The organism is Pseudomonas sp. NPDC090208 (assembly GCF_044746785.1).
In the GTDB taxonomy this organism is placed as follows: domain Bacteria; phylum Pseudomonadota; class Gammaproteobacteria; order Pseudomonadales; family Pseudomonadaceae; genus Aquipseudomonas.
Window position 1 is genome coordinate 45,931 of record NZ_JBIVCU010000016.1, and the last position, 15,865, is coordinate 61,795.

The window sequence follows — 15,865 nt, forward strand, 5'->3', positions numbered from 1 at the left end:
GCCATCCATGGCCCACGCGGCTCTCGCGGCATCCATGCCGCTCGGCGCCACTGCGCATCGCCTGCGTGCGGCCTTCTGGGACGGGGCCCCAAGATCAAAAGCCAGATCAAAAGCCGACGGAACACTCATTCTCTGTGAGAGCGAGCTCACCCGCGAAGGCGTCCTCAAGATCACTACCGCCGGCAAGCCGGACTGCTACAGAAGTTTCACCGCGATCTATGTAGGAGCTGGCTTGCCCTGCGACCGGCGACGCAGTCGTCGTAAAACCTGTGCACTCGGTGTGTCTGGATGATCGCTGTAGCTGCTAACGCAGCTTGGTTTCGCCTCACGGCGAGTTACTTGGAAAAGCCCCAAGTAACCAAGGGCTGCTATCCCCGCCATACGGCACCTCGCTAATGCTCGGTGTTCCCTCACTCCGGCGACGCTCCGTGGGCCCGCCGCGAATGGGCCATCCATGGCCCACGCGGCTCTCGCGGCATCCATGCCGCTCGGCCCACTGCGCATCGCCTGCGTTCGGCCTTCTGGGACGGGGCCCCAAGATCAAAAACCAGATCAAAAACTGGCGTAACGCAGATTCCCTGTGGGAGCGGGCTCGCCCGCGAAGGCGTCCTCAAGATCACCACCGCCGGCAAGCCGGGCTGCTACGCGTGGTTTTGCGCGCTCCCACGGATGTATGGACGTCAAACAAGGCTGAGGTCACTAAAGATCCTTGTGGGGGGGAGCTCTGCTCGCGATGGCGGTGGCTCATCCGGCACAGTTTTGTCTGGACTGCCCCCGTCGCGAGCAGAGCTCCTTCCCACAGCCTTCGGCCAGAAGCCTGACCTGTTTCAGCCAGGAAATACCAGGCGCTATGGCCGTTGTTGCAGGGTGATGATGTTGAATGTGTCGGGCTGGAACACCGGGTCTCCTGTCGTGGCTCCATCGGCGCTCAGGGGTTGGCTGTAGTTCATGCTGAACAGGTAGACGCGCCCATTGATGCTGTCAAAGACCATGTTGTGCGCCCAGGGCTGGGTGCCGATGCTCGCCAGTGGCTGCAATGCACCGCCCGGCTCGTTGTTGAAGACGCGTAGTTCGGCATCGGCGCCGCTGGGTGCGAGCACCTGACGATGGCTCGGGTCGAAGGCCAGTGCGTTGACCGCCCGTCCCACCCGCGCAGTGGCTTTCAATGTGCCGTCGTTCAGGCTGGCCGACAGCAGTGTCGGCTGCCCGCCGCGACAGGCGACGAACAGCTGTTGTGAAAGCTCGTCGGCCACCACCGCGCTGGGTCGGCTGCAACCCGCGAATTTCCAGTAGTTGACGGTCTGCAGATCCGTCCCGCTCAACACCGCGACCTGATCCTCGTCACGCATCGGCACGATAAAGCGACCGTCCGCCAAACCAATTGGCGCGTCCAGCTTGCGCGCAGGAAGCTTTACCGAACCGGTGACGGTGTCCTGCGCCGGATCGAACAGATAGACCGTCGATTCGTCCCCACGTCGGCCGGAGGTGACGGCCACCCGCTTGATCGCTGGCAGGTACACCAGGTTGTTGAGGTTGCCCGAATCGAGCGCAATTCGTTTCAGCACCTTGAGCCGACGGGTATCGACGACGCTGAGCGAGCCGTCCATGTTGGCCACGTAGGCCCGGTGCAGGGACGGCACGAACGCCACGGCATTGGCCCCTACAGAGTCAGCCAGGGTGATGGTCTCCCGCTGCCGGTTCACGTCGAACACAGTCAAGCCGTTTTCTCGTCTGGCGATGTACAGGTGCGGCTGCTCGGGATCGAGCGCGGCAAAACCCCAACTGTGCCCCGAGCCCTTTAGCACATGTCGAGAGACGGTCTGGTACGCCGCTCCACTGTCTGCCATCACGCTGCCCGGGATCAGCAGCGCAAGACAAAAACCGGTCACGCCACGCAGGGTGTTTTTCATCATCAGAACTCCACCGTCGACGACAGGATGAACTGGCGCGCATCGCCCATCGACACGAAATAACGGTTGGCGCTGGAGGTGTAATAGGTGCGGTCGAACAGGTTCTTCACGTTGAACTGGAAGTTGACCTTGTGATCGGCCATTTTCGTGTCGTACGAGGCAAAGGCGTCGGCCACGGTGTAGGACGGCAGCGTGAACGAGTTGGCCGAATCCCCGGCGCGGTCGCCGACGTAATGGGCGCCTCCACCCACCCGCAGGCGGTCACCGCCGATGATCGAGCCGACGTCGTACACCGCCGACAGCGCCGCCGTGCGACGGGCCACGTTCCACAGCTGATTGCCCTTGTACTCCGGGTCTTTGGTGGTCTCGGCGTCGATAAAGGCAAAGCTGCCGATCAGGCTCAGGCTGTCGGTCACCTCGCCGGTGAGGTCCAGTTCAACCCCTCGGGAACGGGCCGCGCCGGAGGTGCGCCAGTCGGTGTTCTTGGTCACGTCGTTGTACTGCGACACCAGCACGTTGCGTTTGTGGATGTCGAACAGCGCCAGCGTACCCGTCAGTCGGCCCGGCAGGTCGAGCTTCGCGCCGATCTCGTAGGACTTCGCTTCCTCCGGCAGCACGCTGGAGTCGATCACGCTGCCCGAACTCAGCGGTGCAATGGTCGAGGTCGGTTTCAGCGACTCGGTGTAGCTGGCGTACAGCGACAGCTCGTTGCTCCACTTGTACACCGCCCCCACTCGCGGCAGCCATTTCTGACCGTTGATATCGGTGTTGGCCTTGAACGGACGACCCCGGCCGGCAATCTGGTCGTAGGTCTGGTAGCGCGCCCCGGCGACCAGAATCCACTGGTCGTTCAGGTGAAACGCGTCCTGGAAGAACACCGATTCGGCACGCAGCTTGTCGGTCTGGTCGCTGTCGCTGGCCGACACCGTGGCCGAAGGCGCTTCGGTGCCATAGACCGGGTTCAGGTAGCTGAACGAGGTGGTCGTGTTCTGCCGCAGCAGGTCCGAGCGGAAGATCTTGCGCTTCTCGTCGTCGACGCCGATCTGCAAATCGTTCTGGAAGCCCGCGATATCGAACTTGCCGTCGAGCATGGCGATGGCAAAGCTGTCGGTGCTGACCGCGCCGTGGGTCGCGTCGTTGCTGCGGGTCAGGGTGCCGGTGGTGGTGTTCACGCCGCTGACGCGCAGCTGGTTGGCGTCGTAGGTCTCTCTGTTCCAGCTGTAGCCGAAGTGCCCTTTCCAGTTGTCGTTGAACTGGTGGTCGAGGCTGAACTGGGTCAGGTCCGAACGGCCTTCCATGTAGTTGAACGGTTCGTCCAGCCGGCGGCTTCGCGGAATGTCCAGCGGATGGTTGGTGCGCGGGTCCAGCGCGGTGCCGCGATCGAACGGCGTCAGGAACTCGCGGTGCTCGTAGGACAGCACTGCCTGGGTGTCTTCGCCGTAATAGGCCAGCGACGGCGCGAACAGGTTTTCCCGGTGGGTGCCGTAGTTGCGCCAGTAATCTTCATCTTCGTAGTCGGCGACCAGACGGTAGGCAAACGGGGTGTCACCGATGGGACCGGTGCTGTCCAGCGTGCCGCCACTGCCATTGCGCCCGTGGGCGTAGCCGGAAGCCCGTGCAGTGATCGCGTTGTACTGCTGCATCTGCGGCTGTTTGCTGACCACGTTGACCACACCGCCCGGGTCCATGATCCCGTACAGCAGCGACGCCGGGCCCTTGAGCACTTCGACGCTGTCGGCGGCGGCGTTGAAACCACGGCCCTGCACCAGCGGCATGCCGTTGTGCATGATCGAGCCGTCACGGTTGCCACCGAAGCCGCGCTTCATGATGGTGTCCTGGGTCGAGGCCAGCGTGTTGCCCTGGGTGATGCCGCTGACGTTGGCCAGCGCATCGTCGAGGTTGCGCGGCTTCTGATCCTTCAGGGCCTGGGCCGGCACGATGTTGATGCTCTGCGGGATGTCCAGATTCTGCGTGTCGCTGCGCATGACCGAGGACGTGCGGGCCGGCTGATAGCTGACGCTGTTCTCGGTCGAGCCATTGATGTTGACCTCGCCGAGGTTGATCTCGCCAACAGGTGCGGCGTGCAGGATGTAGCTGCCATCGGCGTTCTGCGTGGCGGTGATGCCGCTGCCCTGCAGCATCTTCGCCAGCGCCGCCGACGTCGAATAGCGGCCGTGCAGGGCCGCGCCGCTGCGGCCGTCGGTGAGGCTGGCGGCGGAAACCAGCTCCACTCCGCTGGCGGCCGCGAACCGCGCCAGTTGGGCAGTCAGGGGGCCGGCCGGAATGTCATACGTGGCTACGCTGCCGCTGTCATCTGCCTGTGCTGGCAGGTTGCAGACGAGCGTTCCGAGGGCAATGGCGAGGGCGGCTGCGACGGGGCGCAAGGCAAAAGTACGAGGGTTCATGCAGGGTTCCGGAACAGAGTTTAAGAATCACTTTCCTCTACACCGATCCAGCCTCGAAAAAGGGGAACCCGATTGTTGGAAATTCGCGATTATTTTTTGCCGTCCTGGCGCCTGGGCTCATCCACCGGCCGGCACTGTCGTCTCACACCGGCTGCTGCACGTTGATCCACCAGGGCAACACGCGGTTGACGCTGACCGGCAGCGCCTGCTGCAACATCGTCAACGAGCGCTCCAGGTTTTGCAGCGGGAAACTGCCGACCACGCGAATGTTCGCCACCTCCGGTGCATGGCCCAGATGGGCATGGGTGTAGCGCCCCAGCTCGCGAAGCACGCTCTGCAACGGCACGCCATCGACGATCAACAAGCCTTTGATCCAGGCGTCTGCACCGGGGAGGAACGCCTGTGGCGTACCGATGATGCGGTTGTCGATCAGCACTTCCTGCCCGGCTGTCAGGGTGGCGCTGGCCGAACCGGCAGTACTGACGACCCGAGCCACACCGCTGACCAGCCTGACACGGGACTGATTGCCCTGGCGCTGCGCCGACAGGGTCGCGCCCTGGACGTACACCGTGGCGACGCCCAGCTCCAGCCGGGCCTGCGTGGTGGCTGCAGTCTGCCAGTAAACCTCGCCGCAGCGCAGTGTCAGGGTCGTGCAACCGGCAGCGAAACCGGCATCCACGGCGCTGTTGCTGGCCAGCCAGCCGCGGCTGCCGTCGGCGAGGGAAAACGCCTTGATTTCGCCAACCCCGGCCGTGTAATCGGCACCCAGTCGGTCGAAGGCGTCGGCGAGGTAGTCGCTGCGCCCGCTGAAGGACATCCCGCAAAGACCGGCGGCAGAGAGCACGCCCATGGACACCAGCAACTGACGGCGACTGACAGGGCGCGCCCGTTGCGGACGCAACAATTCGAACGCGCGGTCACGTTCGCCGTCCTGCTGCAATGGCGAAAAGCGCGCACTGATGCGTTCGACGTAGGCCCACGCCTCGGCATGGGCCGGATGATGATCCAGCCATGTGCGCCAGGCAGCGTAATCGGAGTCGGCGACATCGGCGGCGCGAAGCTGCGCATACCAATGCGCGGCCTGTTCAAGGACTGCGTGGCTGAGGCGTTCGGCAGCAGGCACGGGTCAGGCTCCCGACACGTCGGCAAGTTCCAGTTCCAGCGCCAGGCACTCAAACATCGCTTGCGCCATGTACTTCTTCACCATGCGCTCGGACACGCCGATATCCTCGGCGATCTCGGCATAGGTCAACCCGTGGATCTGCGCGAGCAAAAAGGCCCGCCGGGCTCTGGCTGACAGCTTGCGCAGCATGGCATCGACGCGGCACAGCGCTTCGAGCACGCTGGCCTGGTATTCGCTGTCCGGCACCAATTGCGGCGCTAACGCGGCCATCGACTCGGCCCAGGCCTGTTCCATCTGCCGGCGGCGCCACTGGTCGACATACAGCCCCTTGGCGACGGTACACAGAAACGCTCTCGCATCGCTTGCGCTGGCAAAGGTGCGCGGCTTGAGCAGCAATCGCATGAACGTGTCGTGCACCAGATCCGCCGCTTCGACGCTGACCAGCGAATGCCCTATCCGTTTATGCAGAAAAGAATGCAGCCATCCGTGGTGCGCTTGATAAAGCTGATCCAGGTTGTCGGCACTCATCTACACCATCTCGCGGCCGGAAATACTCAAGCGCGGGATACTAATAAAACAGATTCTCATTTGCAATGAAAAGCCTGCGGCTTGATCGCGGCATCGACGGCCCGCTTCCAACGCCCCATCGAATGACCGGCGTGGAACCGCCCGCGTCGATCAACGGCACTTGATTCGAAACTGTGCAAGCGTACGATTGCTTGGCGTTGTACGATGACGTATAACGGAGCTTCGTATTGAGTTGCCTTTTCAACGCTGATCACGAGCCTCTAATAAAAATGAAAAGATCCACACACTTTCGCCATGCGCGCAGCGTATTTACGCCCTTTCTCTCCTCACAGGCCGCCAGACGGCTGCGTCACGGAACGCAATAGCGCTCCCCGCCCGATGTCCCGTTGCTGCACCTACCCTTGCTGAATCAGCACGTCGTCTGACAACGTCCTGCTGCACGGCACACACACGCTCGACCACCATCCACGCACCCTGACCGCAGGGGACGGAGAGAACATGGACCCAAGAATAACAATCATCCTTTGTCTGACCGCCGGCTACTTCATCGTCATGTCCTACATCGGCTACAGCGTGCGCAAGCATGCCAAGAGCAGCGATGGCTTTACCGGAGGCGGCCGCAGCTTTCCTCCGTTTCTGATCGGCGCCCTGCTGCTGTCCGAATTCATCGGCAGTTCGGTGAGCATCGGCACTGCACAAAAGGGTTTTGAAGCCGGCATTTCCGCGGCCTGGAACCTGGTCGCGCTGTCCATGGGCTTCCTGCTGCTGGCGCTGGTGCTGGCGAAGAAGTACCGCGAGACCGGCCTCAACACCATCTCCGGCATCCTTGCGCAGAACTACGGCCAGGGCACCCGCTACGCGGCGTCGGTACTGACCATCTGCGCCCTGAGCATTGTCTCGGTGGCGCTGTATGCCAGCGGCGGCGCGGTACTGGCGGCCGTGTTGAACATCGACAAGACCCTGGCGATCCTGCTGGTCGGCGTGATCACCGTGTTCTACGTCAGCGTCGGCGGCATGCGTTCGGTGGTCTACACCAACTTCGCCCACTGCCTGATCAAATACGTCGGCATCATCCTGGCCCTGACGTTCGCCCTGCAGGCCACCGGCGGCATCGGTGCGATGCAGGCCAAACTGCCGGCCAACATGTTCGACGTCACCGGCGTGGGCTGGGGCCAGATCTTCGCCTGGATGATCGGCGGTATCGGTTCGATCTTCGCCACCCAGTACGTGATTCAGGCGCTGGTCAGTACCAAGGATCACAAGACCGCCAAACGCGCGTGCTTCTATGTGTCGTCGCTGATGATCCCGTTCGGCATCATGGCCGCCCTGATCGGCATGGCCAGTGCGTACCTGTATCCAGGCATCAAATCCATCGACGCCTTCCCGGCGCTGATCGCCCACATGCCGACCTTCTCCGCCAGCCTGGTGGTGATCGGCCTGGCCGGCGCGCTGTTCGGCGGCATCTCGGCCAACACCCTGGCTTCGGCCACTCTCGCCCTGAAAGACTTCTACGATCCGTTCTTCAACAAAGAAAAGAATGACCAGAAGTCGGTGATCTTCATTCGTCTGGCCATCGTCGTCATCGGCTTCCTGCCGCTGATCCTGGCGCTGTACGCCGACAAGATCCTGCTGATCGCCTTCCTCGGCAAGGCCCTGCGCGCCACCCTCGCGGTCATCGTGCTGATGTGCTTCTATGCGCCGAAGTTCGGTACCGGTCGCGGTGCGCTGGCCGGCGTGATCCTTTCGGTGATCTCCACCATCGGCTGGTTCCTGGCCGGCAACCCGTACGGCATCGACAGTTCCTACTTCGCACTGTTCGCGCCACTGCTGACCATGGCCATCGCCGAACTGCTCAAATCCGGGCGTTCCGAAGCCCAGCCGGTGTTCGATAAAAACGGCTGACGATCCCTTTCGTACCTGCAACCCAGGTGCGGTTTCAGTGACGAGGCCGCACCGCAAGGAGGAAACAATGAGCGACAAGAAAGCCGACATTCTGGTCTGGGGCCCGATGCATGCGGCATTGACGCAAAACCTGAACCGCGATTTCACCGTGCATAACCGCTGGGAGATCAAGGACCTCGACGCCTGGGTCGCCGAGCATGGCGCCAGCGTGCGTGGCGTGGTCACCAGCGGTGTCTACGGCACCGACAACGCCCTGCTCGACCGCCTGCCGAACCTGGAAGTGATCAACAGCTTCGGCGTCGGCTATGACGCCAACGACACCGCGTACCTGGCGCGCCGAGGCATCAAACTGAGCAACACCCCCGACGTGCTCAACAACGCTGTCGCCGAAACCGCGCTGGCGTTGATGCTGTGTGTGTCGCGGCGCATCAGCGAAGCCGAGCGCTTCGTCCGTGCAGGCCAATGGGCCACCGGCAAATTCCCGCTGGGCAATGACCTGTGCGGCAAGACCTGCGGCATCGTCGGTCTGGGCAAGATCGGCAAGACCATTGCCCGTCGCGCCGCCGGTTTCGACATGAACATCGCCTACTACCGTCGCGGCCAGGCCTACGCCGACGTGACGTACACCCACTACGACGACCTGCAGGCGCTGGCCAAGGCTGCGGATTACCTGGTGGTCATCGTGCCGGGCGGTCCGGAAACCGAGAAACTGATCAACCGCGACGTACTCAAGGCCCTAGGGCCGAAGTCGTACCTGATCAACGTCGCCCGTGGTTCGGTGGTCGACGAGCAGGCACTGGTAGCCTCGCTGCTGGAAGGCGAAATCGCCGGCGCCGGTCTGGATGTGTTCGAAGACGAGCCGAATGTACCCGCCGAACTGCTGACCCTCGACAACGCCGTGCTGACCCCGCACATCGGCAGCGGCACCCACGAAACCCGTCAGGCCATGGCCGACCTGGTGTTCGCCAACGTCAGCAGCTACTTCAACGACGGTTCGCTGGTCACCGGCGTTCAGTTGTAAGCCTGTATTTGCGCGGGCCTGACGCGCGTTGTTGTCAGGCCCCGCCCCTTCCTTACCGCCCTCCTGTACGACCGCAGGTCAGAGACCGAGCGCGAGCGCCAACTTTTCCGGATAATGCCGGTCCAACCGCCCCGAACACGAAACAGGCAACACGGGAGAGACCTGCTTGAACATTGCCGGCGTCATCTTTGACTGCGACGGAACTCTGGTGGACAGCGAACGACTGGCCGCCGGACTGCTGCGCGACATATTGCAGGAACATCAGGTAACGCTGAGCCTTGAAGAAGTGCTGCAACGCTTTCGCGGCGTGCAGTTCGCCCTGTGCATGGAAGGCCTGTGCCGCGACTACCCGTGGCTGCCGAACATCGAAATCGTCAACACCTTCAGGGCCCGCACTCTGCCGCTGTTGCAGGAGCATCTTGAAGAAATGCCCGGCGCCGTGGATTTCGTGCGCAACCTCAACCTGCCCAAATGCGTCGCCTCCAATGGCCCGCGGAACAAGATCGAGGCCTGTCTGAGCACCGTGGGCCTGCTTGATGTCTTTCACGGCCTGATCGTCAGTGCCTATGAAGTCCAGGCCTGGAAGCCGTCGCCGATCCTTATCGAACACGCCGCCGAACTGCTGGGCCTCAAGGCCGAAGACTGCCTGCTGGTGGAAGACAGCGTGCCCGGCGTGATGGCCGGACTGGATGCTGGCGCCCAAGTGGCCGGCTATGGCGGCGACACCGACTTCTCCGCCTTCGCCGACCATGCCAACTTCCACCGGGTCAGGGACTTTGCCGAACTGCACGCGCTGGTGCAGCGGATCAGCTGAAGCTCCCTGCGATGTCGCGCCACCTCCCCCTGTAGGAGCGCGCTTGCCGGCGATGGTGCCCTTGAGATCGCTGCCGCCGGCAAGCCGGACTGCTACAGAAGGTTCACCGCCAGACCTGTAGGAGCTGGCTTGCCCTGCGACCGGCGACGGAGTCGTCGTAAATCCGGTAAATGCGGTGTGTCTGGCACTGCCAGTGCTGTAGGTTTTGCTGCCGCTTCTCGCTAGGTCGCGGGCAAGCCGCGCTCCTACAGGCCTGCGGCCAGAATCAAAAACGTCTGCGCACACCGCGCCGTAGCACTCAGGCTTGCCGGCGGTGGCGCCCTTGAGATCGCTGCCGCCGGCAAGCCGGACTGCTACAGCACGCACACCGCGTATTTGTAGGAGCTGGCTTGCCCTGCGACCGGCGACGGAGTCGTCGTAAATCCGGCAAATGCGGTGTGTCAGGAACGCATAGTCGTCAGCTTCTACGACGACTTCGTCGCCGCTCGCGAGACAAGCCACGCTCCTACAGGCCTGCGGCCAGAATCAAAAACGTCTGCACACACAGCCCCCGTAGCAGTCCGGCTTGCCGGCGGTGGCGCCCTTGAAATCGCTGCCGCCGGTAAGCCGGGCCGCTACGGCGCGTATCAGATGTCTTTCAGGCACTCGGCGAGGTAATGCACAAAGGCCCGGGCGGAGGGTTTGGCGGCGCGGCCGGCGGCGAACAGGGCGTTGACTTCGACCGGCTCCAGCGTCCATTCGGGCAATACCTGCACCAGTTCGCCCCTTGCCAATTCCTTGCGGCAACCCCAGGTGCCGGTCGAGGCGATTCCCAGCCCTTCCAGCGCCGCCGCTGTCGAGGCTTCATTGACGTTGACGGTCAACCGCCCATCAACCCGGACGGAGGTGGTCTGGCCGTCCCGTTGAAACGTCCAGCCCAGCGCACCGGCAGCCGCAGGCCCGACAATGATCGCGTGTCCGGCGAGATCGGCAGGCGTGCGCGGCGTGCCGGCCTGTTGCAGATAGCCCGGGGACGCCACCAGCAAACGGGTCGACAGGCCGATCTTGCGGACGGTGGCGGTGGAGTCCGTCAGCACGCCGAAACGCAGCGCCACGTCCACGCCATCCACCACCAGATTCTGCCGCTGATCGGTCATGATCAATTCGATGCGCAGCTCGGGGTGCTGCGCCATGAACGGCGGTAACCGCGGAATGACTTCGCGCACGGCGAAACTGGCAGCCACGCCGATGCGCAGCACGCCGCGCAGCTCTCCGGTGCCCCGGGCTGCATGATCGGCCTCTTCCAGCGCCGCCAGAATCTGTTCCACCCGGACCAGATAATCGGCGCCCGCCTCCGTCAGGCTGACCGCGCGCGTGGTACGGGTCAGCAATGCCGCACCGACCTCCCCCTCAAGGCTGGCGATGATGCGTGAAACAGAAGGTTGCGACAGTTGCAGTTCCCGTGCGGCAGCCGAGAAGCTGCCGGCATGTGCGACACGGACAAATAGGCGAAGGGCAAAAAGACGGTCATTCATACGTCCGGCAAATATATCTTAGTTGCCCACGCCGTCTACCCCCACTCCGGCGAAAGATGGAAATTAGCCCCAACGCAGCACGAGACCCGACGCTGCCGACCGATCCATCCCTGACTCATCATTGTTCGCCTGGAGTTCACCATGTCCCTGCAAGCCCGCCTTGACGCCTTCAAAGCCGACCTCGAATCTGGCCAGCCGCCCTACAACGTACCTCGTCCGGTGGTGGACGCCATCCACCGCGCCACCGAAGAATTGATCGCCACCGGCCAAGCCGAACGTGCCCTTAAAGCGGGCGACAAGGCCCCGGACTTTTCCCTGCTGGATGTCGACGGCAACACGGTCGATTTCGCCAGCCTGCTGGCCAGGGGGCCGGTGGTGCTGACCTTCTATCGCGGCGTGTGGTGCCCGTACTGCAACATGGACCTGCAAGCCCTGGAAGAAGCCCGCGCCGACATCGAAGCCCGAGGTGCGACCATGGTGGCGATTTCCATGCAGACCGCGCTCAACAGCCGTAAAGCCATCCGCCAGAACAAGCTGGGCTTCCCGATTCTGGTCGACCCACAGGGCGAACTGGCTGACGCCTTCGGCATCCGTTTCACCTTCCCGGACTACCTGATCGACATCTACAAGAACGTGTTCAAGAACGATCTGGCAATCGTCAACGACGATCCTTCCTGGAACCTGCCGATGCCGGCGCGCTACGTCATCGGCCAGGATGGGGTCATCGCTTTCGCCGAGGTCAACCCGGACTACACCCGCCGCCCGGAACCTGCCGAATTGCTGCCGACACTGGATCGTCTGCGTGGTTGAGGCGCAGCGCTTCCAGCTCCCGGTAAGCCGGCTCGCAGTATGACTGCAGCCACCGCCTGAGTTCCGCCGACGCGCTCCGCTGTTTGTCCTGGCTGTCGGCGACAAAAGTCTGATGAGGCGCCTTGGCGTGTTGCCCGACCGCCGTGAACGCCTGTTCACGCTGGTCGGCGTTCAGGTCGAAGAAGGTTGCCAGGCGTTCGCTCATGGCGGTCGGCAGTTCGTTGTAGTTCACCGGCACGCCGTTGTATGCGCGGCAGAAATCGGCGCCCTGTTGCAGGATCTGTCCCAGGCGGCGGGCGATGCCTTCTTCCTGTGACAAATCACCCGGCAGGTCGTCTGGACCGTTGCCACCGAGCAGGCCCGGCACCATGTGCATGCCGGGTCGGCGCAGGTGCGATACGGCAATTTCCAGCGGATCCCGGTAGACGAACAGCCACGGCGTCTCGGCAAAACAGTCGCGCAGCAGCGGCAGCTGGGCGATGTTCCAGGCGTCGAGCTTGATCACCAGCGCACGCTCCGGGCCCCGGCGACATTGGCCGTAGGCGGCGAGCAAGCCACGCAATGCGGCGTCACGCAGGTCAGCGGGCAATGGCGCGCGCAACAGCGTATCCAGCGGTGGCGGTTCGGAGACGACGATGTGATCGTCAAGCTGCGCCAGCATCTGGCTGATCAGCGTCGAGCCACAACGGGAGGCGTGATAAATGAACGCGGTGGGCGCCAGCGCCGGCAATGACCACTGACACAACACCGCCAGCGGCGTTTCGCGGCGAAAGGCCTGATTGAACGGCAGGCGCAACGCCTCGTCCACCGACTCGCGAAAGAACGGCCGAGTCAGCGCATGCTCGCCGAACCAGCACCAGTCCACCCACCATTCCCCGGTGCGCTGATAAATACTGATCGGCAGCCAGCCCTTCAGACTGTCCATTGGCGATTCCAGCGGCTGCGGCCTTCGCGCATGGCGGCCCGCAACACCGGTTCCGACAGGCTTAGCCCGTGCTCGGCGGCCAGTGCCAACGCGCGGGCAATGAACGTCGAACTGTCGGCGATGCCCTGCAGCGCCGCGCACAACTGCGGGTCGTTTTCCAGCCGCTCGCGAAATCGCGCCAGTGCCTGCTGCGCACGACCGACACCTGCTGCCGGCGTGGTCGCCAACCCCGACTGGATCTGCTGGTCGAGCCAGCCATTGGGGCGGCAATCGAGGACCAGGTGAATACGCGCATGAGCGCCGTGATTGTCCACGCTGTGGGCGCGGGCCAGGTCGAGAAACCAGCATTCGCCGGCACTCATCGGCACCCGCCGATCTTCCAGCATGAAGTCCACGTCGGGCGGGCTAAGCAGCGGAATGTGCAGGCGCCGATCGGCATCTTCGCCGTGCAGGTCGTAGTCGCGGTGCTCATGGATGCAACTGCCCGGCCCCAGCCGCAGCAAGCGAGCCGAGCGAATCTCCAGCAGCAGATCCTTGAGCGCCAAACGCCAGTGCGGATCGCCCAGCCAGGGCGCACGCTCGACCGCCGGGCCCTGCCCCGGCGCCAGTTCGCTTGGCGCATCGGCCTGGGAAATCAGTGCCACGCCCGCCCAGTCGCCGCTGTAATGACCGCTGTTGAAGTGCGCCTGCCACTGTGGCTCGGTGATCCGCGACAACGCCCGCAGCAACAGCGGCAGATTGACCGCCACCGGCAGGCGCGAGAAGGCCGCGACGTTTTCGCGATCGGCGCTCAGGCAATCAGTCGGCATGCACTCAGCCAGCCCAGCAGTTGATCGACACAGGCTTCCACCGACTGTGTGGCGGTGTCGAGCACCAGCCCCGGCGCTTGCGGCACTTCATAGGGCGCCGACACCCCGGTGAAACCCGCCAGTTCGCCGCGTCGCGCACGGGCGTAGTGGCCTTTGGGGTCGCGCTGCTCGCAGATGTCCAGCGGCGCATTGCACCAGACTTCGCGATAACGCTCGCCCAGCCGCCGGGCGAACAGTTCGCGCTGCTCGGCCTGTGGCGCGATCATCGCCAGAATCACCACCTGGCCGTTGTCCACCAGCAGACGCGCCAGCTCGCTGGCCCGACGAATATTTTCGTGGCGGTCCTCGGCGGAAAATCCAAGGTCACTGCTCAGCCCGCTGCGCAGCACGTCGCCATCGACCACCATGCTGTGCAACCCCTGACGCAGCAACTGCCGGTGCAGCGCCCGGGCCACGGTGGATTTTCCAGCGGCCGGCAACCCGGTGAGCAGAATGGCCGCACCCCGAGCGGTCGTACACTCCGGCACCGCCTGCATTTCACGGTTTGGCATGTGCGCGGTCATGTCATTTGCTGCCTTGCGGTTGGCTGACCGCTGCCGTGGCGATGTTGCCAGCTGCCCATTGCGATTCCCGCGCGGCCATCGCGCCGGCAATCGCTTGCACCTGGGTCGAGGAGACTTCCTGCGGCAGCGGGTCGAGGCCGGCACTGGCGAAGATCTGCCCGTAGGCGTTGCGCAGGTCGGCATAGGCCAGGTCGCGGCGCAGGTCGGCCTGCAAGTTGTTCAGCTCGCCCTGGATCAGTTCCAGTTCGCCGATGCCGGCCGCCTGACGGCGATTGCGCAGCTGGCCGACGATCTGGCCGTCGATGTCCGACAGTTGCTGGCTGGTCTTGAACTGATGCAGCGCCTCCTGATAGTTGGCGTTGGCGACGTAGAGCTGCGCCAGCACGGCGATGGACATTGCCTGACGGCGCGCCGCCGCGACCTGCTCGCCGGCCTTGGCGACGTCGATGGCCGCCGGTGCCGAGATCACATTGAACAGGTTCCAGGTGACCTTCACGCCGTAGTCCGCCCAGCGATCGTTGACCAGAAACGAGTTGCTGTCGTAATGCCCGCCGGCGGAAAACTCCAGCCCCGGCAACAGACGCAGCATGGCCTTGCGGGTTTCCGCCGAGCTGATGCGGGTCTGGTAATCCTGCTCGCGCAGTTCGGGGCGGCTGGTCAGCGCCTCGTGTTCAAGCTGCGCCATGCCGACTTTCAGTTCCGGCACCTCGTAAGTGTCCGAAGTCGCCAGGGTCAGTTCGCTGCCCAGCGGCAGGTTGATCAGCGTCGCCAGTTCGGTCTTGGCCAGAGACAACGCCTTGCGCTGCTCTTCCAGTTGACGGGTCGCTTCGATCAGCGAGCGCTGATAGCCCAGCGCCTGGATCGGGTCGCCGATGCGCTGGTCGCTCATCTGCTGACTGTTGTTGCGAGCCTGATCGACCCGTGCCATCAGGCTGTCGATCTGCTTGAGCAGCCGTTCGGCCGCCACCGCCCGCCAGTAGGCCGAGCGCACGTCCTGCACGATGGTGTTGATCACCTTGCGCCGGCGTTCCTGCACGATCAGGCGCTGGTCGCCCTGCTGCTTGGCGCTGATGTAGCTGACGCCGAAGTCGAGGACGTTCCACACCATAGTAAGGTCGGCGACGCGGCGGTCGCGGTCCTGAGAGGTCGACGGTTCCAGGGACTGGGTGTTGGTCAGCACGCTCTGACTACTGGAGGCGCCAACGTTGTTGCGACCGGCATAACCGGCGGACAAGGCCATGCGCGGCAGCATGTCGAAACTGGCCAGGTCCAGCTGACGCTTGGCCAACGCTTCTTCCATGACTTTCAAACGGGCTTCGAGGTTGTATTTCACCGCCCGGGCCATGGCCTGGTGCAGGGTCAGCGGCCCGGACAGCGGCTCCTGATCCTTGTACATGGCGACCAGATCGCTCTTCGCCCGCTGCTCGCTGACGCTGCGCTCGATCGGCTGGGTGGTCACCGCACAGCCGCTGATCGCCAGTGTCAGCAGACTGACACCGAATACCTTTTGACTTCTCTTCATCCTTGCACGCCCCTGACGA

13 protein-coding genes are annotated in these 15,865 nt (G+C 63.6%); 4 read left to right on the top strand and 9 right to left on the bottom strand.

Annotation, left to right across the window (positions count from 1 at the left end; translation table 11 throughout):
• Nucleotides 1-848: 848 nt before the first annotated feature.
• The 4 genes from ACIPL0_RS23605 to ACIPL0_RS23620 all read right to left on the bottom strand — a co-directional run bounded on the left by ACIPL0_RS23605 (nucleotide 849) and on the right by ACIPL0_RS23620 (nucleotide 5,966).
• Nucleotides 849-1,913: a YncE family protein gene (locus tag ACIPL0_RS23605; RefSeq protein WP_400601254.1), complete on the bottom strand. Its 1,065-nt coding sequence runs from the start codon at nucleotides 1,911-1,913 to the stop codon at nucleotides 849-851.
• Complete coding sequence (locus ACIPL0_RS23610) at nucleotides 1,913-4,315, bottom strand: TonB-dependent siderophore receptor (protein WP_400601256.1); 2,403 nt, start codon at nucleotides 4,313-4,315, stop codon at nucleotides 1,913-1,915. The genes ACIPL0_RS23605 and ACIPL0_RS23610 overlap by 1 nt, the downstream gene beginning before the upstream one ends.
• Nucleotides 4,316-4,457: 142 nt before the next feature.
• Complete coding sequence (locus tag ACIPL0_RS23615) at nucleotides 4,458-5,438, bottom strand: DUF4880 domain-containing protein (RefSeq protein ID WP_400601258.1); 981 nt, start codon at nucleotides 5,436-5,438, stop codon at nucleotides 4,458-4,460.
• A gap of 3 nt (nucleotides 5,439-5,441) precedes the next feature.
• Nucleotides 5,442-5,966, bottom strand: coding sequence for a sigma-70 family RNA polymerase sigma factor (locus tag ACIPL0_RS23620; RefSeq protein WP_400601259.1), 525 nt, complete (start codon nucleotides 5,964-5,966; stop codon nucleotides 5,442-5,444).
• A 498-nt stretch (nucleotides 5,967-6,464) separates the two neighbouring features.
• On the opposite strand from ACIPL0_RS23620, the gene ACIPL0_RS23625 reads away from it, so the two are divergent.
• The 3 genes from ACIPL0_RS23625 to ACIPL0_RS23635 all read left to right on the top strand — a co-directional run bounded on the left by ACIPL0_RS23625 (nucleotide 6,465) and on the right by ACIPL0_RS23635 (nucleotide 9,703).
• Nucleotides 6,465-7,868, top strand: a complete 1,404-nt coding sequence (locus ACIPL0_RS23625) for a sodium:solute symporter family protein (protein ID WP_400601261.1) — start codon at nucleotides 6,465-6,467, stop codon at nucleotides 7,866-7,868.
• A gap of 67 nt (nucleotides 7,869-7,935) precedes the next feature.
• Nucleotides 7,936-8,889, top strand: coding sequence for a 2-hydroxyacid dehydrogenase (locus ACIPL0_RS23630; RefSeq protein ID WP_400601262.1), 954 nt, complete (start codon nucleotides 7,936-7,938; stop codon nucleotides 8,887-8,889).
• 166 nt (nucleotides 8,890-9,055) lie between these two features.
• Nucleotides 9,056-9,703 carry an HAD family hydrolase gene (locus ACIPL0_RS23635; RefSeq protein ID WP_400601264.1) on the top strand — a complete coding sequence of 216 codons (648 nt, stop codon included), beginning with the start codon at nucleotides 9,056-9,058 and terminating at the stop codon, nucleotides 9,701-9,703.
• 626 nt (nucleotides 9,704-10,329) lie between these two features.
• On the opposite strand, the gene ACIPL0_RS23640 is transcribed toward ACIPL0_RS23635, so the two are convergent.
• Nucleotides 10,330-11,217 (bottom strand): LysR substrate-binding domain-containing protein, encoded by an 888-nt coding sequence (locus ACIPL0_RS23640; RefSeq protein WP_400601266.1) that lies wholly within the window; start codon nucleotides 11,215-11,217, stop codon nucleotides 10,330-10,332.
• A gap of 141 nt (nucleotides 11,218-11,358) precedes the next feature.
• On the opposite strand from ACIPL0_RS23640, the gene ACIPL0_RS23645 reads away from it, so the two are divergent.
• Nucleotides 11,359-12,027, top strand: coding sequence for a peroxiredoxin-like family protein (locus tag ACIPL0_RS23645; RefSeq protein ID WP_400601268.1), 669 nt, complete (start codon nucleotides 11,359-11,361; stop codon nucleotides 12,025-12,027).
• Here the strand turns inward: ACIPL0_RS23645 and ACIPL0_RS23650 are convergent.
• The 4 genes from ACIPL0_RS23650 to ACIPL0_RS23665 are packed head-to-tail and all read right to left on the bottom strand — an operon-like array spanning nucleotide 11,957 to nucleotide 15,846.
• On the bottom strand, nucleotides 11,957-12,952 hold the full coding sequence (locus ACIPL0_RS23650) for a sulfotransferase family protein (protein ID WP_400601270.1): 996 nt from the start codon (nucleotides 12,950-12,952) through the stop codon (nucleotides 11,957-11,959). The genes ACIPL0_RS23645 and ACIPL0_RS23650 overlap by 71 nt on opposite strands.
• Complete coding sequence (locus ACIPL0_RS23655; RefSeq protein ID WP_400601272.1) at nucleotides 12,940-13,761, bottom strand: aspartyl/asparaginyl beta-hydroxylase domain-containing protein; 822 nt, start codon at nucleotides 13,759-13,761, stop codon at nucleotides 12,940-12,942. Before ACIPL0_RS23655 ends, ACIPL0_RS23650 begins: the two co-directional genes overlap by 13 nt.
• Nucleotides 13,743-14,312: an adenylyl-sulfate kinase gene (cysC, locus tag ACIPL0_RS23660; RefSeq protein WP_400601274.1), complete on the bottom strand. Its 570-nt coding sequence runs from the start codon at nucleotides 14,310-14,312 to the stop codon at nucleotides 13,743-13,745. The genes ACIPL0_RS23655 and cysC overlap by 19 nt, the downstream gene beginning before the upstream one ends.
• 13 nt (nucleotides 14,313-14,325) lie before the next feature.
• Complete coding sequence (locus ACIPL0_RS23665; RefSeq protein ID WP_400601276.1) at nucleotides 14,326-15,846, bottom strand: TolC family protein; 1,521 nt, start codon at nucleotides 15,844-15,846, stop codon at nucleotides 14,326-14,328.
• Nucleotides 15,847-15,865 lie beyond the last annotated feature (19 nt).

Coding starts and splice junctions, on each gene's coding strand:
- ACIPL0_RS23605 (WP_400601254.1), bottom strand. CDS start 1,913: ATGATGAAAAACACCCTGCGTGGCGTGACCGGTTTTTGTCTTGCGCTG.
- ACIPL0_RS23610 (WP_400601256.1), bottom strand. CDS start 4,315: ATGAACCCTCGTACTTTTGCCTTGCGCCCCGTCGCAGCCGCCCTCGCC.
- ACIPL0_RS23620 (WP_400601259.1), bottom strand. CDS start 5,966: ATGAGTGCCGACAACCTGGATCAGCTTTATCAAGCGCACCACGGATGG.
- ACIPL0_RS23625 (WP_400601261.1), top strand. CDS start 6,465: ATGGACCCAAGAATAACAATCATCCTTTGTCTGACCGCCGGCTACTTC.
- ACIPL0_RS23630 (WP_400601262.1), top strand. CDS start 7,936: ATGAGCGACAAGAAAGCCGACATTCTGGTCTGGGGCCCGATGCATGCG.
- ACIPL0_RS23640 (WP_400601266.1), bottom strand. CDS start 11,217: ATGAATGACCGTCTTTTTGCCCTTCGCCTATTTGTCCGTGTCGCACAT.
- ACIPL0_RS23645 (WP_400601268.1), top strand. CDS start 11,359: ATGTCCCTGCAAGCCCGCCTTGACGCCTTCAAAGCCGACCTCGAATCT.
- ACIPL0_RS23650 (WP_400601270.1), bottom strand. CDS start 12,952: ATGGACAGTCTGAAGGGCTGGCTGCCGATCAGTATTTATCAGCGCACC.
- ACIPL0_RS23655 (WP_400601272.1), bottom strand. CDS start 13,761: ATGCCGACTGATTGCCTGAGCGCCGATCGCGAAAACGTCGCGGCCTTC.
- cysC (WP_400601274.1), bottom strand. CDS start 14,312: ATGCCAAACCGTGAAATGCAGGCGGTGCCGGAGTGTACGACCGCTCGG.
- ACIPL0_RS23665 (WP_400601276.1), bottom strand. CDS start 15,846: ATGAAGAGAAGTCAAAAGGTATTCGGTGTCAGTCTGCTGACACTGGCG.